The organism is Rhizobacter sp. J219 (assembly GCF_024700055.1).
GTDB lineage: Bacteria > Pseudomonadota > Gammaproteobacteria > Burkholderiales > Burkholderiaceae_C > Rhizobacter.
Genome location: NZ_JAJOND010000001.1, coordinates 129,083 through 153,923, shown reverse-complemented (window position 1 = coordinate 153,923; position 24,841 = coordinate 129,083). Strand labels below are relative to the sequence as shown.

Annotated in this window: 21 protein-coding genes and 1 pseudogene; 16 read left to right on the top strand and 6 right to left on the bottom strand. The window is 66.5% G+C overall.

From position 1 onward, the window contains the following. Window positions 1–17: 17 nt before the first annotated feature. Window positions 18–719 (bottom strand): outer membrane protein OmpA, encoded by a 702-nt coding sequence (gene ompA, locus LRS03_RS00680; RefSeq protein WP_257823395.1) that lies wholly within the window; start codon window positions 717–719, stop codon window positions 18–20. Between the two features lie 270 nt (window positions 720–989). Between ompA and gyrA the strand changes: the two genes are divergently transcribed. From gyrA to LRS03_RS00620, 12 genes and pseudogenes are all read left to right on the top strand, one after another. Next, a complete protein-coding gene (gene gyrA / locus LRS03_RS00675) occupies window positions 990–3,611 on the top strand; it encodes a DNA gyrase subunit A (RefSeq protein ID WP_257823394.1) in 2,622 nt (873 codons plus the stop codon). Continuing rightward, window positions 3,608–4,234, top strand: a complete 627-nt coding sequence (locus tag LRS03_RS00670; protein WP_257823393.1) for a DUF2059 domain-containing protein — start codon at window positions 3,608–3,610, stop codon at window positions 4,232–4,234. The genes gyrA and LRS03_RS00670 overlap by 4 nt, the downstream gene beginning before the upstream one ends. A gap of 73 nt (window positions 4,235–4,307) precedes the next feature. Continuing rightward, entirely contained in the window at window positions 4,308–5,414 is a 1,107-nt protein-coding gene (gene pheA, locus LRS03_RS00665; protein ID WP_257823392.1) for a prephenate dehydratase, read from the top strand. Window positions 5,415–5,428: 14 nt separating this feature from the next. Further along, window positions 5,429–6,313, top strand: coding sequence for a prephenate dehydrogenase (locus LRS03_RS00660; RefSeq protein WP_257823391.1), 885 nt, complete (start codon window positions 5,429–5,431; stop codon window positions 6,311–6,313). Between the two features lie 39 nt (window positions 6,314–6,352). Beyond that, window positions 6,353–8,353 carry a bifunctional 3-phosphoshikimate 1-carboxyvinyltransferase/cytidylate kinase gene (locus LRS03_RS00655; protein WP_257823390.1) on the top strand — a complete coding sequence of 667 codons (2,001 nt, stop codon included), beginning with the start codon at window positions 6,353–6,355 and terminating at the stop codon, window positions 8,351–8,353. A gap of 146 nt (window positions 8,354–8,499) precedes the next feature. Continuing rightward, window positions 8,500–10,218, top strand: coding sequence for a 30S ribosomal protein S1 (rpsA, locus tag LRS03_RS00650; protein ID WP_257823389.1), 1,719 nt, complete (start codon window positions 8,500–8,502; stop codon window positions 10,216–10,218). 44 nt (window positions 10,219–10,262) lie between these two features. Then, window positions 10,263–10,613 (top strand): integration host factor subunit beta, encoded by a 351-nt coding sequence (locus LRS03_RS00645; RefSeq protein ID WP_257823388.1) that lies wholly within the window; start codon window positions 10,263–10,265, stop codon window positions 10,611–10,613. A 58-nt stretch (window positions 10,614–10,671) separates the two neighbouring features. Continuing rightward, window positions 10,672–10,986, top strand: coding sequence for a LapA family protein (locus LRS03_RS00640; protein WP_257823387.1), 315 nt, complete (start codon window positions 10,672–10,674; stop codon window positions 10,984–10,986). Next, a pseudogene (gene lapB, locus LRS03_RS00635) lies at window positions 10,976–12,134 on the top strand (lipopolysaccharide assembly protein LapB). The gene LRS03_RS00640 and the pseudogene lapB overlap by 11 nt, the downstream one beginning before the upstream one ends. After that, window positions 12,134–13,072, top strand: coding sequence for a D-glycero-beta-D-manno-heptose-7-phosphate kinase (gene rfaE1 / locus LRS03_RS00630; RefSeq protein ID WP_257823386.1), 939 nt, complete (start codon window positions 12,134–12,136; stop codon window positions 13,070–13,072). Before lapB ends, rfaE1 begins: the two are co-directional and overlap by 1 nt. A gap of 58 nt (window positions 13,073–13,130) precedes the next feature. Beyond that, the gene (gene rfaD / locus LRS03_RS00625) at window positions 13,131–14,132 is read left to right on the top strand and encodes an ADP-glyceromanno-heptose 6-epimerase (protein WP_257823385.1); all 1,002 of its coding nucleotides are present in this window, start codon (window positions 13,131–13,133) and stop codon (window positions 14,130–14,132) included. A gap of 143 nt (window positions 14,133–14,275) precedes the next feature. Beyond that, on the top strand, window positions 14,276–14,590 hold the full coding sequence (locus tag LRS03_RS00620; protein ID WP_257823384.1) for a ComEA family DNA-binding protein: 315 nt from the start codon (window positions 14,276–14,278) through the stop codon (window positions 14,588–14,590). Between the two features lie 72 nt (window positions 14,591–14,662). On the opposite strand, the gene LRS03_RS00615 is transcribed toward LRS03_RS00620, so the two are convergent. Both LRS03_RS00615 and dnaE read right to left on the bottom strand, forming a co-directional pair. Beyond that, a complete protein-coding gene (locus tag LRS03_RS00615) occupies window positions 14,663–15,910 on the bottom strand; it encodes a patatin-like phospholipase family protein (RefSeq protein WP_257823383.1) in 1,248 nt (415 codons plus the stop codon). A gap of 89 nt (window positions 15,911–15,999) precedes the next feature. Beyond that, window positions 16,000–19,515 (bottom strand): DNA polymerase III subunit alpha, encoded by a 3,516-nt coding sequence (gene dnaE / locus LRS03_RS00610; RefSeq protein ID WP_257823382.1) that lies wholly within the window; start codon window positions 19,513–19,515, stop codon window positions 16,000–16,002. A gap of 42 nt (window positions 19,516–19,557) precedes the next feature. On the opposite strand from dnaE, the gene LRS03_RS00605 reads away from it, so the two are divergent. After that, entirely contained in the window at window positions 19,558–20,319 is a 762-nt protein-coding gene (locus LRS03_RS00605; RefSeq protein WP_257823381.1) for a sulfurtransferase, read from the top strand. On the opposite strand, the gene LRS03_RS00600 is transcribed toward LRS03_RS00605, so the two are convergent. Continuing rightward, window positions 20,286–21,005: a DUF599 domain-containing protein gene (locus LRS03_RS00600; RefSeq protein ID WP_257823380.1), complete on the bottom strand. Its 720-nt coding sequence runs from the start codon at window positions 21,003–21,005 to the stop codon at window positions 20,286–20,288. The genes LRS03_RS00605 and LRS03_RS00600 overlap by 34 nt on opposite strands. A gap of 34 nt (window positions 21,006–21,039) precedes the next feature. Beyond that, window positions 21,040–21,741, bottom strand: coding sequence for a pirin family protein (locus LRS03_RS00595; RefSeq protein ID WP_257823379.1), 702 nt, complete (start codon window positions 21,739–21,741; stop codon window positions 21,040–21,042). A 93-nt stretch (window positions 21,742–21,834) separates the two neighbouring features. Between LRS03_RS00595 and LRS03_RS00590 the strand changes: the two genes are divergently transcribed. After that, window positions 21,835–22,839, top strand: coding sequence for a LysR substrate-binding domain-containing protein (locus tag LRS03_RS00590; protein ID WP_257823378.1), 1,005 nt, complete (start codon window positions 21,835–21,837; stop codon window positions 22,837–22,839). 4 nt (window positions 22,840–22,843) lie between these two features. Further along, window positions 22,844–23,767 (top strand): tRNA glutamyl-Q(34) synthetase GluQRS, encoded by a 924-nt coding sequence (gluQRS, locus tag LRS03_RS00585; protein ID WP_257823377.1) that lies wholly within the window; start codon window positions 22,844–22,846, stop codon window positions 23,765–23,767. Here the strand turns inward: gluQRS and LRS03_RS00580 are convergent. Beyond that, window positions 23,725–24,294 carry an NADPH-dependent FMN reductase gene (locus LRS03_RS00580; RefSeq protein WP_257823376.1) on the bottom strand — a complete coding sequence of 190 codons (570 nt, stop codon included), beginning with the start codon at window positions 24,292–24,294 and terminating at the stop codon, window positions 23,725–23,727. The two genes, gluQRS and LRS03_RS00580, sit on opposite strands and share 43 nt — an antisense overlap. 155 nt (window positions 24,295–24,449) lie before the next feature. Between LRS03_RS00580 and LRS03_RS00575 the strand changes: the two genes are divergently transcribed. Then, complete coding sequence (locus LRS03_RS00575; RefSeq protein WP_257823375.1) at window positions 24,450–24,797, top strand: FKBP-type peptidyl-prolyl cis-trans isomerase; 348 nt, start codon at window positions 24,450–24,452, stop codon at window positions 24,795–24,797. Window positions 24,798–24,841 lie beyond the last annotated feature (44 nt).

Genomic DNA, 24,841 nt, shown 5'->3' with positions numbered 1-24,841 from the left:
CGCGTACGACCGCGAGATTACTTGCGGGTACGGGTACCGACCACTTCGATCTCGACGCGGCGGTTCTTCGACTTGCCTTCCTTGGTCTTGTTGTCGGCGACCGGCGAGCTTTCGCCCTTGCCTTCCGTGTAGACACGGTTGGCTTCGATGCCCTTGCTGACCAGGTAGTTCTTCACCGACTCGGCGCGAGCCACCGACAGCTTCTGGTTCGCGGCAGGCGAACCATCGGAGTCGGTGTGACCCACGGCAATGATGACTTCGAGGTTCACACCCGAGGTCTTGCTGACCAGGTCGTCGAGCTTGGCCTTGGCGTCCGGCTTCAGCACCGACTTGCCCACGTCATAGAAAGCGTCAGCAGCGAAGGTGACCTTTTCGCTGACCGGGGCGGGCGGAGCCACAGGAGCGGGAGCCGGAGGAGGCGGAGCCACAGGCGCCGGAGCAGCCGGGGCCGGAGCAGGTGCCGGGGCGGGAGCAGGCGCCGGGGCAGGAGCGGGAGCAGGTGCCGGAGCAGCCTTGGGGGCGCCATCGCAAGACGGGTGGGCCGAGGCAGGCGTCCAGAACGCGTCGCGCCAGCACAGGTCAGCAGCGCCAGCCTTCCACGGCAGGCCAAATGCGCTGGTCCAGTTGTCCACGTTCTTGGCTTGTGCAAACGCGGAACTCACCGAGACGGCGAGCGTGGCCGATGCGAAGAGCGATGCGACCTTGTTCAGTTTCTTCATGGTTCTCCTCTCAAGGAAAGGGCAGATGTTCTAACGAAACGTCCAAACCGAATCGGGAAGTACTGGCAAACCCCAAGTAACTCGGGTGTTTTCCACCGACGATCGATTGTGCCATAGGGTATTCGGAGCTAAGAGTTTTGCCATCGGTGCTTGCAGTGGCGTGAGCCGTTGTTGCGCGACCGCGACAGCCCTGTTCCAGCGCCTAGAATCGCGGGTTTTGCGCGCAGGCCAAACCAGGTCTGCCTTCATGGCTTTTCTGCCCACCTCCGCATGACCCAGTTCGCCAAGGAAACCCTGCCGATCAGCCTCGAAGAGGAGATGCGGCGTTCGTACCTCGACTACGCGATGAGTGTGATCGTGGGGCGTGCCCTGCCCGATGCGCGCGACGGCCTGAAGCCCGTGCATCGGCGCGTGCTCTACGCGATGCACGAACTGAACAACGACTGGAACCGGCCCTACAAGAAGTCGGCTCGTATCGTCGGCGACGTCATCGGCAAGTACCACCCGCACGGCGACCAGTCGGTGTACGACACCGCGGTGCGCATGGCGCAAGACTTCTCGATGCGCCACATGCTCATCGACGGCCAGGGCAACTTCGGCTCGGTCGACGGCGACAACGCCGCGGCCATGCGGTACACCGAAATCAGGTTGGCGAAGATCGCACACGAGATGCTCGCTGATCTCGACAAGGAGACGGTGGACTTCGGGCCGAACTACGACGGCTCGGAAAAAGAGCCTCTCGTGCTGCCGACGCGCCTGCCCAATCTGCTCGTCAACGGCTCGGGTGGCATCGCGGTCGGCATGGCCACCAACATCCCGCCGCACAACCTCAACGAAGTCGTGGATGCCTGCCTGCACCTCTTGAAGAACCCGCAGGCCACGATCGACGAGCTGATCGAGATCATCCCCGCGCCTGACTTCCCCACCGCCGGCATCATCTACGGCACGAGCGGCGTGCGCGAGGGCTACAAGACCGGCCGCGGCCGCGTCGTGATGCGCGCCAAGTGCCACTTCGAAGACATCGACAAGGGTGCGCGCCAAGCCATCATCGTCGACGAGATCCCGTACCAGGTGAACAAGAAGAACCTGCTCGAGCGCATGGCCGAGCTGGTCCACGAGAAGAAGCTCGAAGGCATCAGCCACATCCAGGACGAGTCCGACAAGTCCGGCATGCGCGTGGTGATCGAGTTGAAGCGCGGCGAGGTGCCCGAGGTGGTGCTGAACAACCTGTACAAGCAGACGCAGCTGCAGGACACGTTCGGCATGAACATGGTGGCGCTGATCGACAACCAGCCCAAGCTGTGCAACCTGAAGGACCTGATCGCGATCTTCCTGGAGCACCGCCGCGAGGTCGTCACCCGCCGCACGGTGTTCGAGTTGCGCAAGGCGCGCGAGCGTGGCCACGTGCTGGAAGGCCTGGCCGTGGCACTGGCCAACATCGACGAGTTCATCGAGACCATCAAGACCTCGGCCACACCGCCGATCGCGAAGGCCGCGCTGATGAGCAAGTCGTGGGACTCGTCGCTGGTGCGCGAGATGCTCGCCCGCGCCGAGAAGGAAACGGCCGGCGGCCGCGACGCCTATCGCCCCGAGAACCTGCCGCGCGAATACGGCATGCAGCCCGACGGGCTCTATCGCCTGTCGGACGACCAGGCCAGCGAAATCCTGCAGATGCGTCTGCAGCGCCTGACCGGCCTGGAGCAGGACAAGATCGTCGGCGAGTACAAGGAAGTGATGGCGCAGATCGCCGACCTGCTCGACATCCTGGCCACGCCGTCACGCGTGACGACGATCATTTCCGACGAGCTGCAAGCCATCAAGCTCGAGTTCGGCCAGACCAAGATCGGCGCGCGCCGCTCGACCATCGAGCACAACGCCCAAGACCTCGGCACCGAAGACCTGATCACGCCCACCGACATGGTGGTCACGCTCTCGCACACCGGCTACATCAAGAGCCAGGCCTTGAGCGAATACCGCGCGCAGAAGCGTGGCGGTCGCGGCAAACAGGCGGCGCAGACCAAGGAAGACGACTGGATCGACCAGCTCTTCATCGCCAACACACACGACTACATCCTGTGCTTCACCAACCGAGGTCGCGTCTACTGGCTAAAGGTGTGGGAAGTGCCGCAAGGCTCGCGCGCCTCGCGCGGCAAGCCTATCGTCAACATGTTCCCGCTGCAGCCGGGCGAAAAGGTCAACGTGGTGCTGCCGCTGACCGACGGCTTCCGCAGCTTTCCGGCCGATCATTTCGTCTTCTTCGCCACCGCGCAGGGCGTGGTCAAGAAGACCTCGCTCGACGAGTTCAGCAACCCACGCAAGGCCGGCATCATCGCCGTCGACCTTGACGAAGGCGACTACCTCATCGGCGCGGCGCTCACCGACGGCAAGCACGACGTGATGCTCTTCAGCGACGGCGGCAAGGCCGTGCGCTTCGACGAAGACGACGTGCGCCCCATGGGCCGCGGCGCTCGCGGTGTGCGCGGCATGATGCTCGACGACGGTCAGAGCGTGATCGCGATGCTGGTGGCCGAAGACGAGACCCAAAGCGTGCTCACCGCCACCGAAAACGGGTATGGCAAGCGCACGTCCATCGTCGAGTACACCCGCCACGGCCGGGGAACCAAAGGCATGATCGCGATCCAACAGAGCGAGCGCAATGGCAAGGTCGTCGCCGCCACCCTGGTGCGGCCGGCCGACGAGATCATGCTCATCACCGACAAGGGCGTGCTCGTGCGCACCCGAGTCTCCGAGATCCGCGAGCTCGGTCGCGCGACGCAAGGTGTCACGCTGATCGCCCTGGACGATGGCGCCAAGCTGAGCGGCCTGCAACGCATCGTCGAGAACGATGCCAATTCGGGCGACGAGCCCACCTCTGAAAGCACTGAAGAATGAAGCGTCTGATCGGCTTGGCCCTGGTGGCCGCAACGACCCTGGCCCATGCCCAGAACACCGCCATCCCCGGCGCCCCGGCGAGCGCTGCCAAGAAGGACATGGTGCAACGCCTGCTGGTGATCCAGCAGCCCGGCCTCGAAAACATGATGCGCGACCTACTCGAGCGCCCGGCCCGCCAGATGTCGGCCGATGCAGAGGAGATCCTGGCCACGCGCGTGGCGCCCGAAAAGCGCCCCGAAGCCGTGAAGAAGATCCAGGAGTTGCTCAACAAGTACCGCGACGAGACCGCGCCGTTGATCCGCGAGCGCTCGGCCAAGATCGGCCAGGCCACACTGGCCCCGATCTTCGAGGAGAAGTACACCGAAGATGAGCTGAAGCAGTTGCTCGCCGCGCTCGAATCGCCGGCCTACAAGAAGTACCAGCAGAGCCTGCCCGAACTCGCCAACGCCTATGGCCAGAGCGTGCTGAAAGAGCTGGAGCCAGTGGTCCAGCCGAAGGTCGCCGCGCTGCAGCAGGGCATCGGCTCGGCACTCGGCGCCACGGCGGGCGCTCCTGCGCCGTCCGCAGCCAAGCCTGCCGCCAAGCCGGCCGCGCCAGCAGCCTCCAAGCCTGCCAAGAAGTGACGCGAACAGTGCCTGGTCCGTCGGCCTTCACTTGCCGATCGCGCTAGGCTGCGTGCGACAATTTGCGTCACCCATGTCTGACCTTTCCCCCGCCCCGAACCCCGAGCTGCTGGCCCTCAGAACGCAGATCGACGCGGTTGATCGCGAGCTGCTCGCACTCCTGAACCGGCGCGCACGGCTGGCACAAGAGGTCGGCGAGGTCAAAAAACGCGAAGGCTCTGTGGCCTTCCGCCCCGAGCGCGAAGCCCAGGTCATCGACGGCATGAAGGCCGTCAATCCCGGCCCGCTGCTGGGCGAAAGCGTCGCGCCGATCTGGCGCGAGATCATGTCGGCCTGCCGTGCGCTCGAAACACCTACGCGCGTGGCGTACCTGGGGCCCGCCGGCACCTTCAGCGAAGAAGCGGCACTTGGCTTCTTCGGGTCGTCGATCGTGAAGATCCCGTGCGCGAGCTTCGACGAGGTCTTCCATGTCACCACCTCGGGCGCGGCCGACTTCGGCGTGGTGCCCGTCGAGAACTCGACCGAAGGCGTGGTGACGCGCTCGCTCGACCTTTTCCTGACCACCCCGCTCTTCATCATCGGCGAGACCAGCCTCTTCGTGCAGCACAACCTGCTGCGCAAGGAGAACTCGCTGGCCGGCATCGAAGCCGTCGTGGCCCACCCGCAGGCCCTGGCGCAGTGCCACGGCTGGCTGGGCACGCACCTGCCGAACGTCGAACGCCGGCCCGTCGCCAGCAACGCCGAAGGGGCGCGGCTCGCTGCAGCCGACCCCAAGCTCGCCGCGATCGCGAGCGCCCGCGCGGGCAGCGAGTTCGGCCTTCACCTGATCGCCCCCGCGATCCAGGATGAAGCCAACAACCGCACGCGCTTCGCCGTCGTCACCCACCCTGGCCGCCACCCGCAGCCGCGCGCCTCGGGCCACGACTGCACGAGCCTCGTGGTTTCGGTGACCAACCGGCCCGGCGCGGTGCACGACATGCTGGTGCCGCTCAAGCAGCACGGTGTGTCGATGACGCGCTTCGAATCCCGCCCCGCCCGCTCGGGCCAGTGGGAGTACTACTTCTACATCGACCTGCAAGGTCACCCCGACCAGCCGCACGTGGCCACCGCGCTGCGCGAGCTGCGGGAAGCCTGCGCATTCTTCAAGTTGCTCGGCACCTACCCGATCGACGTGCATTGAAAGCTGACTCAAAGATGTTCAACCAGCTTGGCGTGATTGGATGCGGCCTGATGGGCGGCTCCTTCGCACTCGCCCTCAAGCGGGCCGGTCTGGCCAAGCGCGTCATCGGCTACAGCAAGTCTCCTTCGACGACCGAACGCGCCAAGAAGATGGGCGTGATCGACGACACCGCCGAATCGGCGCTGCTCGCCGTCTCGGGGTCCGACATCGTGATCATGGCCGTGCCGGTGTCGGCCAGCGAAGCCACATTCAAGGCCATCCGCCATCTGGTGGAGCCTGGCGTGCTCTTCATGGACGTGGGCTCGACCAAGCGCGACGTCGTGGATGCGGCCCGGCGCGTGCTGAAGGAGCGCGTCAGCTCGTTCGTGCCCGCCCACCCGATCGCCGGCAAGGAAGTCTCGGGCGTTGCCCATGCCGATGCCTCGCTTTACGCCGGCCGCCAGGTCATCATCACCCCGCTGCCGCAGACCGATGCCGAGCTGGTGCAGAAGGCGACCGACGTGTGGTCGGCCATCGGCGCGCAAGTGCTGCGCATGACGCCGGAGAACCACGACGCCGCGTTCGCTGCCGTGAGCCACCTGCCGCACATGCTGGCGTTTGCCTTCTTCAACTCGGTGGCCAAGCAGCCGGCGGGGCGTGATTTCCTGTCGCTCGCCGGTCCGGGCTTCCGCGACTTCACCCGCATCGCCGCGAGTGACCCCGAGGTCTGGCGTGACATCCTGATGTCGAACCGGGAAGAGATCCTCAAGCAGTCGATGCGCTTCCGGCACACGCTGGATGCGCTCGAACACGTCATCAAGACCAGCAACGTCGAAGCGCTCGAAGACCTGATCCGCAGCGCCTCGGATGCCCGCGCCAACTGGCAAATGGGCGCCGGCAAGTCCGGGTCGTCTCGCTGACATAAGGCTGCGCACCAGGCGCGGCGCACCGTTGTCCCCATGTACACCACGCCGTTCCTCGACATCCCTTCGCTGCAATCGGCCCACGGCACGGTGCGGCTGCCCGGCTCCAAGAGCATCTCCAACCGTGTGCTGCTGCTGGCCGGCCTGAGCCGCGGCACCACCACCGTCTACGACCTGCTCGACTCCGACGACACGCAGGTCATGCTGACCGCGCTGCGCCAGCTCGGCTGCGATGTGCAGACCGATGGCACCACCGTGCGCATCACCGGCCTCGGCGGCGCGCTCTCGGTGAAGCAGGCGCAGCTCTTCCTCGGCAACGCGGGCACAGCGATGCGCCCCCTGACCGCGGCGCTGTCGGTTCTCAGCGCCCAAGGCGGCGGCGAGTTCGACCTCAAGGGTGTGCCGCGCATGCACGAGCGGCCGATCGGCGATTTGATCGATGCACTTCGCCAACTGGGCTGCACGATCGACTACCTCGGCGAGGACGGCTACCCGCCGCTGCGCCTGAAGGGCGGCGCACTGCGCACCACCGACCCGATCCGCGTGCGCGGCGACGTGTCGAGCCAGTTTCTCACCGCCCTGCTGCTCGCCCTGCCGCTGGTGTCGCGGGCCAACCCGATCACGATCGAGGTGGTGGGTGAGCTGATCTCCAAGCCCTACGTCGAGATCACGCTCAACCTGCTGCAACGCTTCGGCATCGAGGTGAAACGCGACGGCTGGCAGCGCTTCACGATCCCGCAGGGCAGTGAGTACCGCTCTCCGGGCAGCATCCACGTCGAGGCCGATGCCTCGTCGGCCTCGTACTTCATCGCCCTCGGTGCCATTGCAGGCTTCGAAAGCTGGCCGGTGCGCATCGAAGGCGTGGGAAGCGACTCGATCCAGGGCGACATCCGCTTCATCGAGGCCGCCCGTTTGATGGGCGCCGAGATCACCAGCGGCCCCGGCTGGCTGGAGGTGCGACGTGGCGCGTGGCCGCTGAAGGCGATCACGCTGGACTGCAACCACATCCCCGACGCAGCCATGACCTTGGCGGTGATGGCGCTCTACGCCGACGGCACCACGCGCCTGACCAACATCGCCAGCTGGCGCGTCAAGGAAACCGACCGCATCGCCGCGATGGCCACCGAGCTGCGCAAGCTGGGCGCCACCGTGACCGAAGGCGCCGATCTCATCGAGATCACGCCGCCCACCGCCTGGACGCCGGCCGCCATCCACACCTACGACGACCATCGCGTCGCGATGTGCTTCTCGCTCGCCGCCTACAACCCGGTCCGGCAGCCGGTGCGCATCCTCGACCCGCGCTGCGTGGGCAAGACCTTCCCCGACTACTTCGAGACCCTCTTCGCCGTCGCCCGCACCGACACATCGGCCATCCCGGTGATCACCGTCGACGGGCCGACCGCCTCAGGCAAGGGCACCCTCGCAAGCGCCGTGGCGCAGGCGCTGGGCTACCACTTTCTCGATTCGGGCGCCCTCTACCGCGCCACCGCCCTGGCCGCGATGCAGGCCGGCGTGGCCGAAACCGACGAAGCCGGACTCGCCGCCGTGGCCGCAGGCCTCAAGCTCAGGTTCGCCCACCAGCAGATCTGGCTGGGCGGCGCCGAAGTCAGCGACGAGCTACGCCGCGAGGACGTGGGCGCCATGGCCTCCAAGGTTTCGGTCTGGCCGGCCGTGCGCGCCGCCTTGCTGCAGCTGCAGCTCTCTCATCGCCGGCTGCCCGGCCTGGTGGCCGATGGGCGCGACATGGGCACCGTCATCTTCCCCGGCGCGCAACTCAAGGTCTTCGTCGTCGCCAGCGCCGCCGTACGGGCTGAAAGACGTCATAAGCAATTGATTTCCAAGGGGATTTCGACTAGTATCGATGTCCTTCGTGCTGACCTCGAAGCGCGCGACGCCCGGGACAAAACCCGCAGCGCCTCGCCCCTGAAGCCGGCCGTTGATGCGTTGTCGCTCGACAACTCCGAACTCTCGGTCGACCAGTGTGTCGCCAAGGTTCTGGAGTGGTGGCAGCAACGCAACCCGTTCGGCCAGGCCTGATCGAAAGAGACTCGTTCTCAAGGCCCGTCCGGGCAAAACTGGTCCACCGTTTCACCTCTGCGCCCTTCCTGCCCCACAGGTTCAAGGCGCTCCGAAGCGGCGGGTGTTCAACCTAACCCGTGGCAACTGCCACACAGAAAGTCCCCATGCCTCAAGCACAAACCGCCGCCCCCGCCGGGATGGAATCCTTTGCCGCCCTGTTCGAAGAATCTCTGAACAAATCGGAGATGCGCGCAGGCGAAGTCATCACGGCCGAAGTGGTGCGCGTCGAGCACAACTTCGTGGTGGTGAACGCAGGCCTCAAGTCCGAAGCCTACGTGCCCATCGATGAATTCAAGAACGACCAGGGTGAGACCGAAGTCCAGCCTGGCGATTTCGTCTCCGTCGCGATCGACGCCGTCGAAAACGGCTACGGCGACACCATCCTCTCACGCGACAAGGCCAAGCGCCTCGCCTCGTGGCTCTCGCTGGAGAAGGCCCTCGAGTCCGGCGAATTCGTGACCGGCACCGTCAACGGCAAGGTCAAGGGTGGCCTGACCGTCCTGGTGAACGGCATCCGCGCTTTCCTGCCCGGCTCACTGCTCGACACCCGCCCCGTGAAGGACATGTCGCCCTTCGAGGGCAAGACCATGGAATTCAAGGTCATCAAGCTCGACCGCAAGCGCAACAACGTCGTGCTGTCGCGCCGTGCCGTGGTCGAAGCCTCGATGGGTGAAGAGCGCGCCAAGCTGCTCGGCACGCTGTCCGAAGGCGCCATCGTCACCGGCGTGGTCAAGAACATCACCGAATACGGTGCGTTCGTCGACCTCGGCGGCATCGACGGCCTGCTGCACATCACCGACATGGCCTGGCGCCGTGTCCGCCACCCGAGCGAAGTGGTGCAGGTCGGGCAAGAGCTGCAAGCCAAGGTCCTCAAGTTCGACGCCGAGAAGAACCGCGTCTCGCTGGGCATCAAGCAGCTGGGTGATGACCCGTGGCACGGCGTGTCGCGCCGCTACCCGCAAGGCACCCGCCTGTTCGGCAAGGTCACCAACATCGCCGACTACGGCGCGTTCGTCGAGATCGAGCCGGGCATCGAAGGCCTGGTCCACGTCTCCGAAATGGACTGGACCAACAAGAACGTGGCTCCGAGCAAGATCGTCTCGCTGGGCGACGAAGTCGAAGTCATGGTCCTCGAGATCGACGAAGACAAGCGCCGCATCAGCCTGGGCATGAAGCAGTGCAAGGCCAACCCGTGGGAAGAGTTCTCGGGCACCGTGCAGCGCGGCGACAAGGTCAAGGGCCCCGTCAAGTCGATCACCGACTTCGGCGTGTTCATCGGCCTGGCACAAGGCATCGACGGCCTTGTGCATCTGTCCGACCTGTCGTGGAACGAACCCGGCGAAGCTGCGGTCCGCAACTACAAGAAGGGCCAGGAAGTCGAAGCCATCGTGCTGGCCGTCGATGTGGAGCGCGAGCGCATCTCGCTCGGCATCAAGCAGCTCGACAGCGACCCGTTCACCAGCTACACCTCGGTCAACGACCGTGGCCAGATCGTGACCGGCAAGGTCAAGACGGTCGACGCCCGTGGCGCCGAGATCCAGCTGAATGACGACGTGACCGGCTACCTGCGTGCTTCTGAAATCAGCCGTGACCGCGTCGAAGACGCACGCAACGTGCTGAAGGAAGGCGACGAAGTCTCCGCCCTGATCATCAACGTCGACCGCAAGACGCGTTCGATCCAGTTGTCGATCAAGGCCAAGGACAACGCCGACCAGCAAGAAGCCATGCAGCGCCTGTCGGCCAGCAACGAGCGTGAGACCGCCGGCACCACCAGCCTCGGCGCTCTGCTCCGCGCGAAGCTCGACAACAAGGACAACGGCTGAGCCGTTTTCTGAAACGCCGAACCTCAAGGACCTGACAGGCTTCTATGACGCGCTCCGATCTCGTTGCAAAGCTGGCCGAGCAATTCGGTCAACTGACCCACCGTGACACGGAGTTCGCCGTCAAGACCATCCTGGATGCGATGTCCGACGCGCTTGCGCGCGGGCACCGCATCGAGATCCGCGGGTTCGGCAGCTTCTCGATCAACCGCCGGCCACCGCGCATGGGCCGCAACCCGCGCTCCGGCGAGCAGGTGGTGATCCCCGAGAAGCTGGTGCCGCATTTCAAACCGGGCAAGGCGCTTCGCGAAGCCGTCGACGCCCGTGGCGACCAGCAGGAAGCCGAGGCCGCCGCGAAAGCAGCGGCAGCGGCCGCTTCTGCAGAGTCCGCCTCCTGATTCCCTCCCGCCACGCGACAGCTCTCGCCGGTCCTAGAATCCCAGGCCCGGAGTCGTGATGCGCATCTTCATCTGGCTCGTTCGAGCCGCCCTCTTCTTCGTCCTGCTCGCCTTTGCGCTGAACAATCAGCACGAGGCCAGCCTCAAATGGTTCTTCGGCCACGAGTGGCGCACGCCCATGGTGTTCGTCGTGCTCGCGGCCTTCACGCTCGGCTGCGTGTTCGGCGTGCTGGCGATGGTGCCGAGCTGGTGGCGCGCCCGCCAGGCGGCGCGCCAGCAGCCGGGCGACCCCACCGCCAGCTCCAGCGTCGACTCGCGCAGCACCGACCCCGCCCTGCCCTCCGACGCCCGACTGCTCCAGCATGAACTTTGACCTCCAGTGGTTGCTGCTGGGCCTGCCGATCGCATTCGCGCTGGGCTGGCTGGGCTCGCGGCTCGACCTGCGGCAATGGAAGCGTGAGCAGCACGACTCACCCAAGGCCTATTTCAAAGGCCTGAACCTGCTGCTCAACGAACAGCAGGACAAGGCCATCGACGCCTTCATCGAAGCCGTCCAGCACGACCCCGACACGTCCGACCTCCACTTCGCCCTCGGCAACCTGTTCCGCCGCCGCGGCGAATACGAGCGCGCGGTGCGTGTGCACCAGCATCTGGTGAGCCGCGCCGACCTGCCGAAGGCCGAGCGGGATCGCGCCCAGCACGCGCTCGCACAAGACTTCATGAAGGCAGGCCTTTTCGACCGCGCCGAAGAAGCCTACAAGGCGCTCGAAGGCACCGCCTTCGCCACCGAAGCGCAACTCGCCCTGCTCACGCTGCACGAGCGCTCCCGCGACTGGCGAGCCGCGGTCGAGGTGGCACAGAAGCTCGAACACAGCGGCACGGCGTCGTTCGCCTCGCGCATCGCGCACTACTGGTGCGAAGCTCGCGATGGAGGCCGATGCGCGCAAGCAGAGCGCCGAAGCCGACGAGGCCCTGCGCCAGGCCTGCGATGCCTCGCCTCAATCGCCGCGGCCCATCGTCCTCGCCGGGCAGCGTGCGCATGGGCGAGGTGACCACGCACAGGCCCTCGTCCTGTGGGGCGAACTGCTGAGCGCCCACGCCACCGCCTTCAACCTCGTCGCCCGCGACTACGCCACCAGCGCCGCCGCCTGCGGCGAACAGGCCCCCGCGTTGGAGCGCCTGCAGTCGCTCTACAAACGCGCTCCGACGATGGACCTGCTGGCTGCCATCGCCACGCTCGATCCGGCCCCCGCGGCACAGCGCGCCCGCGTGCTCAACCACCTGCAGGAACAACCCACCCTCTCAGCCGCGCAGGAGTTGCTGCGCCAGATGACGACCGAAGGCTTCGCGCTCGACGCCAACGAAGCGCAGAGCCTGCGCACCGCCGTAGGCCGTGCCGCCAAACCCCTGCAGCGCTACCGCTGCGCCGCCTGCGGCTTCGAAGCGCAGCACTATTTCTGGCAATGCCCGGGTTGCCTCAGCTGGGACAGCTACCCGCCGCAACGCCTGGAGGACTTGTAATGTCTCAACCCGTGGTCACGCGCGAGCGTCTGGCAGCGGCCCGCGTGCTCGTCGTCGGCGATGCCATGCTCGACCGCTACTGGTTCGGCGCCGTCGAGCGCATCTCGCCGGAAGCGCCGGTGCCGGTGGTCAAGGTCAACCGCGAAGAAGAACGCCTGGGCGGCGCCGCCAACGTGGCGCTCAACGCCAAGACGCTCGGCGCGCAGACCACGCTGCTCACGGTCGTCGGCCAGGACGAACCCGCCAAGAAGCTGCAGCAACTGCTGGAACAGAAAGGCGTGAAGACGCTGCTCGGCCACGACCCGCAGCTCTACACCATCGTCAAGCTGCGCATCATCGGCCGCTCGCAGCAGCTGATCCGCATCGACTTCGAAAACGCGCCCGACCACGAAGTGCTGGCCGAGATGATTCCCGAGTTCGAGAAGGCGCTGGCGGTGCACGACGTGGTGCTCTTCTCCGACTACGGCAAGGGCGGCCTCGAGCACATCCCCCGCATGATCGAGCTGGCCCGCAAGGCCGGCAAGCCGGTGCTGGTCGACCCCAAGGGCAGCGACTACGAACGCTATGCCGGTGCGACCACCATCACCCCCAACCGCGCCGAGCTGGCCCAGGTGATCGGCAACTGGAGCAATGAGGCCCAGCTGCACGAGCGCGCCGAAGCGCTGCGCAGGAAGCTGCGCCTCGACAGCCTGGTGCTGACCCGCTCGGAAGAAGGCATGTCCGTCTTCGACGCCAAGGGCGAGACCCGCTTCCACGCGCAAGCGCGCGAAGTGTTCGACGTCACCGGCGCCGGCGACACCGTGATCGCCACCCTGGCCGCCATGCTCGCCTGCGGGCTCTCGGTACAAGAAGCCGTGCCCGTGGCCAACAAGGCCGGCGGCCTGGCGGTGGGCAAGTTCGGCAACGCGACCCTGACCTACGAGGAGCTCTTCGCATGAGTGCGCCGGGCCGCTCCCAAGCACTCATTCCGGAGCACGCAGTGCGGAGGATTTCCCAATGAGCACGAAGATCGTCGTCACCGGCGCGGCCGGCATGATCGGCAGCAACATCGTCCACGGCCTGAACGCCATCGGCATCGACGACGTGATCGCCGTCGATGACCTGACCGACGGCCCGAAGTACCGCAACCTGCTGGGCGCAAAGATCAGCGACTACTTCGACAAGAGCGACTTCTACACCCGCTTCGCACGCGGCGAGTTCGGCAAGGTCGAGGCCGTGCTGCACCAAGGCGCCTGCTCCGACACCATGGAGCACAACGGGCGCTACATGCTCGACACCAACTACCGCTGCTCGAAGGATCTGCTCGACGCCTGCCAGGCGCAGGGCGTGCGGTTGCTCTACGCCTCGTCGGCCGCCACCTACGGCGGCAGCGACACCTTCCGCGAAGACCCACAGTTCGAAAAGCCGCTCAACGTCTACGGCTACTCCAAGCTCCTCTTCGACAACGTCGTGCGCCGCATGCTGGCCACGAGCAAGAGCCAGGTCGCCGGCTTCCGCTACTTCAACGTCTACGGCCCGCGCGAGCAGCACAAGGCGCGCATGGCGTCGGTCGCTTTCCACAACTTCAACGAGTTCCGCGAGAAGGGCCGTGTGCGCCTTTTCGGCCCCTACGGCGGCTACAACGCGGGCGAGCAATCGCGCGACTTCATCTCGGTCGACGACGTGGTGGCGGTGAACCTGTGGTTCCTGCAGCACCCCCAGAAGAGCGGCATCTTCAACCTCGGCACCGGCCGCGCACAGCCTTTCAACGACGTGGCCGCGGCCGTCGTCAACGCCTCGCGGGGCCTGAAGGGCGAGGCCTCGCTGTCGCTCACGGAGCTGGTGACGAAGGGCTTCATCGAGTACTTCGACTTCCCCGAGGCGCTCGTCGGAAAGTACCAGTGCTATACCCAGGCCGACATGACGCAGCTGCGTACCGCCGGATGCGACCACCGCTTCGCCGATGTCACGACTGGCGTCACGCGCTACGTGCAATGGCTCAGCCAACAGCCGGCCTGACCTCCCCTATTCGCTTGACCCCCTTTCGTCGGCGTCCCTGAAGGGGAAAGACTTCCACACACCCCCTGGCTACAGTGCCGCCAGGGGTGCAGAACGGCTGCTCCCCGTCCACAACCAAGACGATCAAAAGGGAGTTCATCACCATGTTCAAGAAGCTGATCTGCACGCTCGCCATGCTGTTCGCTGCGGCCACTGCATTCGCCGCCGTCGACGTCAACAAGGCCGACCAGGCCGCGCTCGAATCGGTCAAGGGCATCGGCACCAAGGTGTCCGTGCGCATCCTCGACGAGCGTAAGAAGGGCCAGTTCAAGGACTGGGCCGACCTGATGACGCGCGTGAAGGGCATCAAGAGCGGCGCCGCTGCCCGCCTGTCGAAGGAAGGCCTGACGGTCAACGGCGCGACCTACGCGCCCGCCGCGGCTGAAAGCAAGACGACCCCGGCAAAGAGCAGCAAGTAAACCGATCTGATCGCTGTCATCGAAGGCCCGCCGCGCTCACGCGCCGCGGGCCTTGCTCATTTCAAACACACCTCATTCCAGCTCGGCCGTCTGGAAGTCGGTGTCGGGCACTGGCCCACGCCGCTCGCGCCGGCGCTCCCAGCCGAAGAAGCCGGTCACCTCATCGCGACGCGCCATGGTGTCGGTCCAGCCGAGAGACACCAGCTCGCGGGTGTAGGCCTGCTCGAACAAGAGGTAGCTCGCAAGCGCCGCGCCACGGGTATCGCTTCCTTTGCCACTCACGCCGATGCCGCGCAGCAGCGCGCGGATGGAGGTGGGCAAGGCGTTGACATGCTTGGCCGCCAGGTCGTCCAGCCGCAACGAGGGGGCGATCACCAGCACCTCGATCGGCCGCAGGCTGGTGTTCGCCAGAGCTTCGGGTGGCAACAGCGAGAGGGTGTTGTTGATGCGCTGCAGGCGCTCCACGTCAACCGCGAGCGCGTCGAGGAAAATGTTCGACAGCGCATGGCCGGCGATCTGCGCGAAGTTCGGGTATGCGCCGCTGACCTTGCGCCGCCCCGGCGGCTCGTGCATGCGGCCGGCACCGATCACGAGGATGCGCCGCGCGCCCAGGTGCACCGCCGGCGAAATGGGCGCCGACTGGCGCATGGAGCCGTCGCCGAAGTATTCGGTGACACCGTCGAAGTCGAGCGGCACTGCTGGGAACACGAAGGGAATCGCCGCCGACGCCAGCAGGTGCGGCACCGTGATCGGCGAGCGCACGGCGACACGCTGCGAGCGGTTCCAGGGGGCGAACTCCTGCAGTGCGTCGTAGAAGGTGACGTGCGTGCCCGAGCTGTAGCTCGACGCCGTGATGGCCAACGCCTGCAGGTGGCCCGACCGCATCACCTCGGGCAAGCGATCCACGGCCACCATCTCGTTGAGCAACTGCTCCAGCGGGCTGTTGTCGAGCAGCGAGCGCAGACGGGCCCGGCGCCAGCGCGCGATCACCCAGCCGAGCGACATCATCGTGAGCCAGCGCGCGCCGGTGCGGATGACACCCAGTGCGTCGCTGCGGTAGACCTGCTCGGCGCGGAAGTTCTCCCACACGTGGGCGAGCGCCTTGACCGCGCCGTCGAAGTCATCGCAATGCGTCGCCAGGGCAGCCGCGTTGATCGCCCCGGCCGAGGTCCCGGTGATGACGGGAAATGGGTTGCCGTACTGCCAGGGCGCGGCATCTCGCCGGATCTTCGCCACCGCCTTCAGCACACCCACCTGGTAGGCGGCCCGCGCGCCGCCGCCGGTGAGGATCAAGCCAGTCGTTGGATTTGTCTCAGGCATGCGCCGCAGTGTAGGCACGCCCTCCGCGGCAGAAGATCAGGGGCTGCCCTTGAACGTGGCGAGGACGCCACCGGACGGGGCCGTGCCGATCACTCGTAAACGACCTTGGCCTTGCCGTGGCTGCCTTCACGCCAGCGCTGCAGCGCCTCGTCGGTGGGGTAGAAGCGGCCCTCTTCGCCGAGATCGAGTTCGCCGCTCGCGGCCTCGCGCTGCAGCACCAGGCGCACGCCCAGGCCCTGCGCGACCGTACCCTGCTCGGTGTTGATGCGCCGGCTCGGGAACTCGCGCAGCACCTCGGCCACCGGCGGCACGCTGCCGTTGACCTCGACCCGCAGGTACTTGCCGAACTTGCAGCGCGCGGTGGCCAGGTCCCACACCTGCTGGATGTTGAAGCGCAGGCCGCCCGAGAAACGATCGGGCTGCACCTTGCCGGTGGCGATCACCAGCTCGTCGTCTTTCAGCAGGTCCTTATTGGCGTTGAGCACGTCTTCGTTGACCACCGACTCGATCGCCTCGCTCTTGTCGTCGAGCTTGAAGATCGCCACCCGCCCGCGCTGGCCGTTGATGACCCGCAGGTCGCCGATGATGCCGGCCAGCACCTGGGGCTCGCGCGAATCGATGATGTCGGCGATGCGGCGCTTGGCGAAACGGCGCACCTCGTCTTCGCTCTGGTCGAAGAGGTGGCCCGACAAGTAGAAGCCGAGCGCCACTTTCTCGAGGCTCAGGCGCTCCTTGATGCTCCAGGGGGCGGCCTGCACCAGCTCGGGCTCCTGCGTGGACGCGGCATGCGAGTCGCCGAAGTCGAAGAGCCCGCCCTGGTCGGCGTGTGCCGCCTGCGTGTCGGCGTAGTCGAAGGCGAGGCCGATGCTGGCCACCGCCATCGAACGCTCGGGGTGCAGCTGGTCGAAGGCACCGGCCTTGATCAAGGCCTCGACCGTCCGCTTGTTGATGCGGCCACGGTCGACCCGCGCGCAGAAGTCGAAGAGGCTCTTGAACGGGCCACCGTCCTTGCGCGCCTGGATGATCGCCTCGATGGCACTCTGGCCCGTGCCCTTGATGGCCCCCAGCCCATAGCGCACCACCTTGTCGGCCACCGGCTCGAAGCGGTAGTTGCCGGTGTTGATGTTCGGCGGCTCGAAGGTGAGGCCGAGGTTCTGCACCGCGTCGTCGTAGAAGATCTTGAGCTTGTCGGTGTCGTCGAGCGCGACGCTCATGTTGGCCGCGGTGAATTCGGCCGGGTAATGCGCCTTGAGATATGCGGTGTGGTACGCGAGCAGCGCATACGCCGCGGCGTGCGACTTGTTGAAGCCGTAGCCCGCGAACTTCTCCATCAGGTCGAAGATCTCGTTGGCCAGCGGCTCGGGGATGTTGTTCTTGGCCGCACCCTCGGCGAAGGTCGCGCGGTGCGCCACCATCTCCTCGAGCTTCTTCTTGCCCATCGCACGGCGCAGCAGGTCGGCGCCGCCGAGCGAGTAGCCGCCCAGGCGCTGCGCCACCTGCATCACCTGCTCCTGGTAGACCATGATCCCGTAGGTCTCCTTGAGCACCTCTTCCATCATCGGGTGCGGGTACTCCACCTCCTCGCGGCCATGCTTGCGCGCGCAGAAGCTCGGAATCAGGTCCATCGGGCCCGGCCGGTAGAGCGCCACGAGCGCGATGATGTCCTCGAAGACGCTGGGCTTGGCATCGCGCAGCATGCGCTGCATGCCCGACGATTCCAGCTGGAACACGGCGACCGTCTTGCCCTCGCTCATCAGCCGGTAGGCGGCGCGGTCATCGAGCGGGATGTTCTCGAGCGCGAAACTTTCCTGGCCTGGGCGGCGGGCGCGGATGTAGTCCTTCGCGAGTTCCAGGATGGTGAGCGTGGCGAGACCCAGAAAGTCGAACTTCACGAGGCCGATGGCCTCGACGTCGTCCTTGTCGTATTGGCTCACCGCCGAGTCGCTGCCCGGCTGCATGTAGAGCGGGCAGAAGTCGGTGATCTTGCCGGGCGCGATCAGCACGCCACCGGCGTGCATGCCGATGTTGCGCACCATGCCTTCCACCCGTTCCGCGAGCGCGAGGAGTTCGGCGACTTCTTCCTCGTTCTGCTCGCGCTGCTCGATCTCGGGGGCTTCGACCCGCGCGTAGATGAGGCCGGGGTCGGGCTTGTCGCCTGGGCGCGCGAGCGTCACCGTCTTGCCGGGCGGCGCCGGCACGAGCTTGGCGATGCCGTCGACGTGGCCGTAGCCCATGCCGAGCACACGGCCCACGTCGCGCAGCGCGGCTTTGGCGGCCATGGTGCCGAAGGTCGCGATCTGGCTCACGGCATCGCGGCCGTACTTGTCCTTCACGTAATCGATCACCCGGTCGCGGTTGCCCTGGCAGAAGTCGATATCGAAGTCGGGCATCGACACCCGCTCCGGGTTCAGGAAGCGCTCGAACAGCAGGTTGTAGCGCAGCGGGTCGAGGTCGGTGATCTTGAGCGCGTAGGCCACCAGCGAGCCGGCCCCCGAGCCCCGGCCCGGGCCGACCGGGCAGCCGTTGTTCTTGGCCCAGTTGATGAAGTCGGCCACGATGAGGAAGTAGCCGGGGAAGCCCATCTTCAGGATGGTGTTCAGCTCGAACTCCAGCCGCTCCACGTAGCGCGGCATCTGCTTCTCGCGCTCGGCCGCATCGGGGTACAGATGGAGCATCCGCTCTTTCAGGCCTTCGTGCGAGGCATAGCGGAAGTAGGCCTCGGGCTCCATGCGCTCGCGCCTGCCGTCGATCTCGACTTCAGGCACCGGGAAATCGGGCAGGCGCGGCTTGCCGAGCACGAGCGAAAGGCTGCAGCGCTTGGCGATCTCGACCGTGTTGTGGATGGCGCTCGGGATGTCGGCGAAGAGTGCCTCCATCTGCGCCTGCGACTTGAAATATTGCTCGCGCGTGAAGCGCTTGATGCGGCGCGGGTTGGTCAGCGTCTCGCCTTCGGCGATGCAGGTGCGGGCCTCGTGGGCTTCGAAGTCTTCCGGCGTCTGGAACTGCACCGGGTGGGTGGCGACCACCGGCAGCTTCAGCTGTGCGGCGAGCGGCACGGCGGCGCGCACGTGCGCTTCGTTGGTCGGCTGGCCGGCACGCTGCAGCTCGATGTAGAAGCGCTGCGGAAAGATGGCCGCCAGCCGTTGTGCCACGGCCGAAGCCCGCGCGTTGTCTTGCGCCATCAGCGCTTGGCCGACCGGGCCGAAGCTTTCGGCACCCGAAAGCGCGATGAGGCCGCCGTTCAAGGCGCTGAGCCACTCCCACTTCAGCAGCGCCTGGCCACGCACCGAGGGGTCCAGCCAGCCGCGCGACAGCAGCTCGCACAGGTTCAGGTAGCCCGTCTTGCTCTGCACCAGCAGCACGATGCGGCTCGGCTGCTTCTCGCCGTCGGTCGGCTCCAGCCACACGTCGGCGCCGATGATGGGCTTGACGCCCTTCTTGCGCGCGGCGTTGTAGAACTTGATGCCGCCGAAGATGTTCGACAGGTCGGTGATGGCCAGAGCCACCTGGCCATCCTTGGCTGCGGCCCCCACGACTTCGTCGATGCGCAGGGTGCCGTCGACAACTGAAAACTCGGTGTGGGTGCGCAGGTGTACGAAGGCCATCGGGCGATTTTAGAGAGGGCGAGCCTCCTTAAAATCGCCAACGTGTCAGCAGTATTGAACATCTCCTCCTACCTCTTCGTGCCCTTGACGGACACGCTCGCGCTGCGCGAGAGCATCCGCTCACAAGCCGCCGAACGGCAGCTGAAAGGCACCGTCTTGCTGGCGGAAGAAGGCATCAACCTCTTCCTCGCGGGGTCCGCCGAGGCCGTGCGTGGCTTTGTCGCCTGGCTGAAGCAGGACGCGCGATTTTCGGAACTGGCACCCAAGGAAAGCTGGTCCGACCATGTGCCCTTCGGCAAGCTCCTGGTGAAGGTCAAGCGCGAGATCATCCGCATGAACCACCCGACGATTCGCCCGCAAGCGGGGCGTGCGCCGGCGGTCGATGCGAAGACGCTCGCCCGATGGCTCGATGCCGGTGTCGACGACGAGGGCCGCCCGGTCGTCACGCTGGACACCCGCAATGCCTTCGAGGTGGGCTATGGCAAGTTCCGCCACGCGATCGACTGGAACATCACCAAGTTCACCGAGTTCCCCGCCCAGGTGCAGGCGCACCGTGATGAACTGAAAGGCAAGCGTGTGGTGAGCTACTGCACCGGTGGCATCCGCTGCGAGAAGGCGGCGATCTACATGGCCGAGGCGGGCATCGAACACGTGGTGCAACTTGAAGGCGGCATCCTCAAGTACTTCGAGGAAGTCGGCGGCCAACACTACGAAGGCGGCTGCTTCGTGTTCGACGAGCGCGAGTCGCTGGACCCGAAGCTCGCCCCCATTCAGGCGTTGAGCGCCCCCAGCACCTCGGAGTGAAACTCGCGCTGGTACAGGATCCAGATCACGCCTGCCGTGGCGCAGACGAAGATCAGCGGTGAGAAGAACCAGCCCACCGCGGCGAACGCGAGGTAGTAGGCCCGCAAGCCATCGTTGAAGGTCTCAGCCGCCATGCCCACCACGCGGCCCGCCTTGTCGGCAAAGGCCCTGCGTTCTGCGTCGCCGGCGTCTCCCATTTGTTCGAACTGCTTGGCCTCGGGCGCCGCGGCGATCATCAACGCGCCGAAGGTGTATTGCCGCATCGACCAGGTGAAGCGAAAAAACGCATAGACGAAGACCACGAGCAGCAGCACCAGCTTCAACTCGAAGATCAGAACCGACGTACGCGCGGCAAACGGGATGTCGCGCACCAGGTCGCTCGCCTTGTCACCGGCGCTGAGCGCGGCCAGCAAGCCACCGATCAGCAGGATGGTGGTGGACGCGAAGAAGGAGGGGCTGGTGGAGAGGTTCTGGATCACCACGCCGTCGATCACGCGCACGTCGCGGTAGGTGGTCTGCAACATCCACAGCCGCCGGTAACGGTTGGTGGTGGCCAGCACCGACGGACGGGTCTGTGAGCGGTCCTTGGCGAACCAGGCGTAGCCCGACCAGCCAATGAAAAAGGCCGCCAGCGCGGCCCAATCGCCCCAGGGGAGGATGCTGAAGACCTTGATGACCGTGTCCATGCGGGCACTGTATCAAGGCCGTCAGGCATGCGGCTTACGGCGCGAGGTCGAACACCAGCACCTCGGCGTCCTGGCCCTGCTCGAGCTTGAGCAGGTCTTCGCGCTGCAGCACCACCGCGTCACCCGCCTGCGCCGCGTGACCGTTGACCTGCACGTTGCCACGCACCACGTGCACGTAGGTGTGACGACCTGGGTCGAGCTTCAGTTCGGCGCGCTCGTCGCCGTCGAACAGGCCGGCTCGCAGCGCCGCATCGGCATGGATGGTCACCGAGCCTTCGCGCCCGTCACGGCTCGCCACCAGCGCCAGCTTGCCGCGCTTGCTGGCCGCGGTGAAATGCTTCTGCTCGTAGCCGGGCTTGATGCCGCGCTCGTCCGGGATGATCCAGATCTGCAGGAAGTGCGTGGTCTGGCCCTTCGCGTGGTTGAACTCGCTGTGTTGCACACCGGTGCCGGCGCTCATGCGCTGCACGTCGCCGGGCACGATTTCGGTGCCGTTGCCCATGCTGTCCTTGTGGCCCAGCGCGCCATCGAGCACATACGAGACGATCTCCATGTCGCGGTGGCCGTGCGTGCCGAAGCCGGTGCCGGGGGCGATGCGGTCTTCGTTGATGACGCGCAGGTTACCCACGCCCATGCGCTCGGGGTTGTAGTAGTCGGCGAACGAGAAGCTGTGGAAGGACTTGAGCCAGCCGTGGTCGGCATAGCCGCGTTCGGAGGATTTGCGCAGAGTGATCATGTGTGTCGTTCCTTTCTGGGAAGGAATGTTGAGCCTCACGAGCCGGTGCACAGCCGATGCCGCTTGAAGCGTTCATTCAAATAAGATGAACCCATGCTGAACGCCCGCAATGTGCTCACCCCCGAGGCCCTGGCCATGATGGACGTCATCGCCCGCACCGGCAGCTTTGCGGCGGCAGCCCGCGAGCTGGGCAAGGTGCCCTCGGCCCTGACCTACAACGTGCGCCAGCTCGAAGACGCGCTCGACGTGCTGCTCTTCGACCGCCGCTCGCGCCAGGCGCGGCTCACCGCCGCGGGCGAGGAGTTGCTCAACGAAGGCCGGCGCCTGCTGGAGCAGGTCGACGCGGTCGCCAACCGTGTGAAGCGTGTCGCCACTGGCTGGGAAACTCAGCTCACCGTGGCCGTCGACGGCGCGATCTCCCGCGTGACCATGTTCGAGATCTGCGAGGCCTTCTACGCGCAATGCCCGCGGGGTGACGACCCCGAGCGCAGCGGCCCCGGCACCCGGCTGCGCCTGCGCAACGAGATCCTGGCCGGCACCTGGGAGGCGTTGGTCAACGGCCAGGCGGACCTCGCCATCGGCGTCGGCATGGAGCAGACACCACCCGCCGGCGTGCAGCTGCAGGCGCTCGGCACCCTGCCCTTCGTCTTCGTCGTCGCGCCCCACCACCCGCTGGCGGCGCTGACGCATGCGATCACCGATGCCGAGCTGATGCGCCACCGCGCCGTGGCCGTGGCCGACTCGGCCCAGCGTCTCGCCCCGCTCACCGTCAACCTGCTGCCGGGGCAGGACGTGTTCACGGTGAGCACCATGCCCGCCAAGATCGAGGCCTTGCTGCGCTGCATGGGCTGCGGCTTCATCCCCGAGCCGATGGTGCGCGAGCACATCGAGGCCGGGCACCTGGTGGCGAAGACGGTGCAACGACCGCAGCTCAACGCACGCATGGGCTACGCCTGGCGCGGCGCCGCGACGGGCACGGCCCGCAAGCCGCAGATGGGCCTGGCCCTGCGCTGGTGGCTCGATCAGCTGGAGAGCCCGACCACGCGCAAAGCGCTTCTGCAGCGACACGCCAGCCGGGTGCCGCTCGGCAGCCTGTGAAGGTGTGAGCGCGCGCGTGGCGTACCGCGGCCGTTTCGCACCGTCGCCCACCGGGCCCTTGCACGCGGGCTCGCTGGTGGCGGCGCTTGCGAGCTGGCTCGACGCGCGGGCGCAGGGCGGCGCATGGCTGGTACGCATCGAAGACGTGGACACGCCGCGTTGTGTGCCCGGGACCGACGCACTCATCCTGCAGCAACTCGCAGCCTGCGGGCTGCTGCCCGATGAGCCCCCCGTGTGGCAATCGCAGCGCGCAGGGCTCTACCAGCCGGCCCTCGACACGCTGCTCGCACAAGGCGCCGCCTACCCCTGCGGCTGCTCGCGCAGCGACATCGAACGGGCCCTCGCCGCCTCGGGCCGCAGCAAACCGCGCCACGGCGAACTCGTCTACCCCGGTACCTGCCGCGCCGGCCTGCACGGCAAGCCGGCGCGCGCCACGCGATGCCTCGCCACCACCCCCGAGGGCCACGACCTGCAGGTCCTCTGGCTCGACCGGCGCCTCGGCGCGCAGCAGCAGAACCTCACGCAAGAAGTCGGCGACTTCGTGCTCAAGCGTGCCGACGGGCTGTGGAGCTACCAGCTGGCCGTCGTCGTCGACGATGCCGCACAAGGCATCACCCACATCGTGCGCGGCGAGGACCTCGCCGACAACACGCCGCGCCAGATCCACCTGCAACGGCTGCTCGGCGTGCCGACGCCGGTCTACCTGCACACTCCACTCGTGCGTGGAGCCAACGGCGAGAAACTCTCGAAGCAGAACGGCGCTCAGGCGCTCGACCTGCGCGACCCGCTGCTCGCGCTGCGCGACGCAGCCCGTGTGCTCGGGTTGCCCGACCTGGCCTCACCCCAGCCCGAGTGGCTCGCGGCGATGGTGCGCGCCTGGCAGGCTCAGCGTGGCGCCGACAGCACCAGATCGACCCAGGCGACGTAGCTGTTGACCCAGGTCTGCAGGAAGGCTCGCTTCTTCTCGTCGGTCACAGTGCCGGCATCGTCGACCAGGTTCTCGCTGTACTGCACATAGCCTTCGGGCTGGTTGAGCAGCGGCACGTCGAGGTAGGCCAGCACGTTGCGCAAGTGCTGCTGGGCCATCGCGGTGCCGATCGCACCGCCCGAGGTGCCGATCACCGCACCCGGCTTCTTCGCGAATGCATTCTTGCCGTAAGGGCGGGAGGCCGTGTCGAGCGCGTTCTTCAGCACGCCCGGGATCGAGCGGTTGTATTCCGGCGTGACGAAGAGCAGCGCATCGGCCGCACCCACCTCGCGCTTCAGGCGCAGTGCGGGTTCGGGCATGTCGTTGTCGCGATCCTGGTTGTAGAGCGGCAGGTCGGCGATGTTGAGCTGCTCGAAGCTGAAGCGCGCAGGTGCCAGCTTGGCGATGGCATCGGCGAGCTTGCGATTGATCGAGTCCTTGCGCAGGCTTCCGACGAGCACTGCGACCTTGCGTTTGTCCTGAGCCATGTCACGCCCCTTTCATTCCTGAGGGGCTCACTCTAGTGAGCGCGGCGCCGCACCCGCGACGACACCGGCATTGCCCACGGCACCGGGGCGGGATTGAACTGCGACGACCCGCGGTTAGCATTCGGCCTCACCTCCACTCCCGCGAGCCCACCGCCATGCAAACCACCACCTCCGGCCTGCAATACGAAGACACCACCGTCGGCACCGGCGCCGAAGCCCAGGCCGGCCAGCACGTGACCGTGCACTACACCGGCTGGCTGTACAGCAACGGCGTGAAGGGCGCCAAGTTCGACAGCAGCAAGGATCGCCGTGATCCGTTCGACTTCGGCCTGGGTGCCGGCATGGTGATCCGCGGCTGGGACGAAGGTGTGCAAGGCATGAAGGTCGGCGGCACCCGAGTGCTCATCATCCCCCCCGAGCTCGGATATGGTGCACGCGGCGCCGGCGGCGCGATCCCGCCCAACGCGACGCTGATGTTCGAGGTCGAGCTGCTGGGCGTCTGACGCATCACACCACAGCCCTCCTACAGACGAAGACACGTCGAGGC

What these genes read in the sequence shown, in the direction of transcription:
- pheA (WP_257823392.1), top strand. Translation starts at nt 4,308, where the DNA reads ATGTCTGACCTTTCCCCCGCCCCGAACCCCGAGCTGCTGGCCCTCAGA.
- LRS03_RS00575 (WP_257823375.1), top strand. Translation starts at nt 24,450, where the DNA reads ATGCAAACCACCACCTCCGGCCTGCAATACGAAGACACCACCGTCGGC.
- LRS03_RS00590 (WP_257823378.1), top strand. Translation starts at nt 21,835, where the DNA reads ATGCTGAACGCCCGCAATGTGCTCACCCCCGAGGCCCTGGCCATGATG.
- LRS03_RS00580 (WP_257823376.1), bottom strand. Translation starts at nt 24,294, where the DNA reads ATGGCTCAGGACAAACGCAAGGTCGCAGTGCTCGTCGGAAGCCTGCGC.
- LRS03_RS00615 (WP_257823383.1), bottom strand. Translation starts at nt 15,910, where the DNA reads ATGCCTGAGACAAATCCAACGACTGGCTTGATCCTCACCGGCGGCGGC.
- LRS03_RS00645 (WP_257823388.1), top strand. Translation starts at nt 10,263, where the DNA reads ATGACGCGCTCCGATCTCGTTGCAAAGCTGGCCGAGCAATTCGGTCAA.
- rpsA (WP_257823389.1), top strand. Translation starts at nt 8,500, where the DNA reads ATGCCTCAAGCACAAACCGCCGCCCCCGCCGGGATGGAATCCTTTGCC.
- LRS03_RS00640 (WP_257823387.1), top strand. Translation starts at nt 10,672, where the DNA reads ATGCGCATCTTCATCTGGCTCGTTCGAGCCGCCCTCTTCTTCGTCCTG.
- LRS03_RS00600 (WP_257823380.1), bottom strand. Translation starts at nt 21,005, where the DNA reads ATGGACACGGTCATCAAGGTCTTCAGCATCCTCCCCTGGGGCGATTGG.
- LRS03_RS00655 (WP_257823390.1), top strand. Translation starts at nt 6,353, where the DNA reads ATGTACACCACGCCGTTCCTCGACATCCCTTCGCTGCAATCGGCCCAC.
- rfaD (WP_257823385.1), top strand. Translation starts at nt 13,131, where the DNA reads ATGAGCACGAAGATCGTCGTCACCGGCGCGGCCGGCATGATCGGCAGC.
- dnaE (WP_257823382.1), bottom strand. Translation starts at nt 19,515, where the DNA reads ATGGCCTTCGTACACCTGCGCACCCACACCGAGTTTTCAGTTGTCGAC.
- LRS03_RS00670 (WP_257823393.1), top strand. Translation starts at nt 3,608, where the DNA reads ATGAAGCGTCTGATCGGCTTGGCCCTGGTGGCCGCAACGACCCTGGCC.
- rfaE1 (WP_257823386.1), top strand. Translation starts at nt 12,134, where the DNA reads ATGTCTCAACCCGTGGTCACGCGCGAGCGTCTGGCAGCGGCCCGCGTG.
- gyrA (WP_257823394.1), top strand. Translation starts at nt 990, where the DNA reads ATGACCCAGTTCGCCAAGGAAACCCTGCCGATCAGCCTCGAAGAGGAG.
- LRS03_RS00620 (WP_257823384.1), top strand. Translation starts at nt 14,276, where the DNA reads ATGTTCAAGAAGCTGATCTGCACGCTCGCCATGCTGTTCGCTGCGGCC.
- LRS03_RS00595 (WP_257823379.1), bottom strand. Translation starts at nt 21,741, where the DNA reads ATGATCACTCTGCGCAAATCCTCCGAACGCGGCTATGCCGACCACGGC.
- ompA (WP_257823395.1), bottom strand. Translation starts at nt 719, where the DNA reads ATGAAGAAACTGAACAAGGTCGCATCGCTCTTCGCATCGGCCACGCTC.
- LRS03_RS00660 (WP_257823391.1), top strand. Translation starts at nt 5,429, where the DNA reads ATGTTCAACCAGCTTGGCGTGATTGGATGCGGCCTGATGGGCGGCTCC.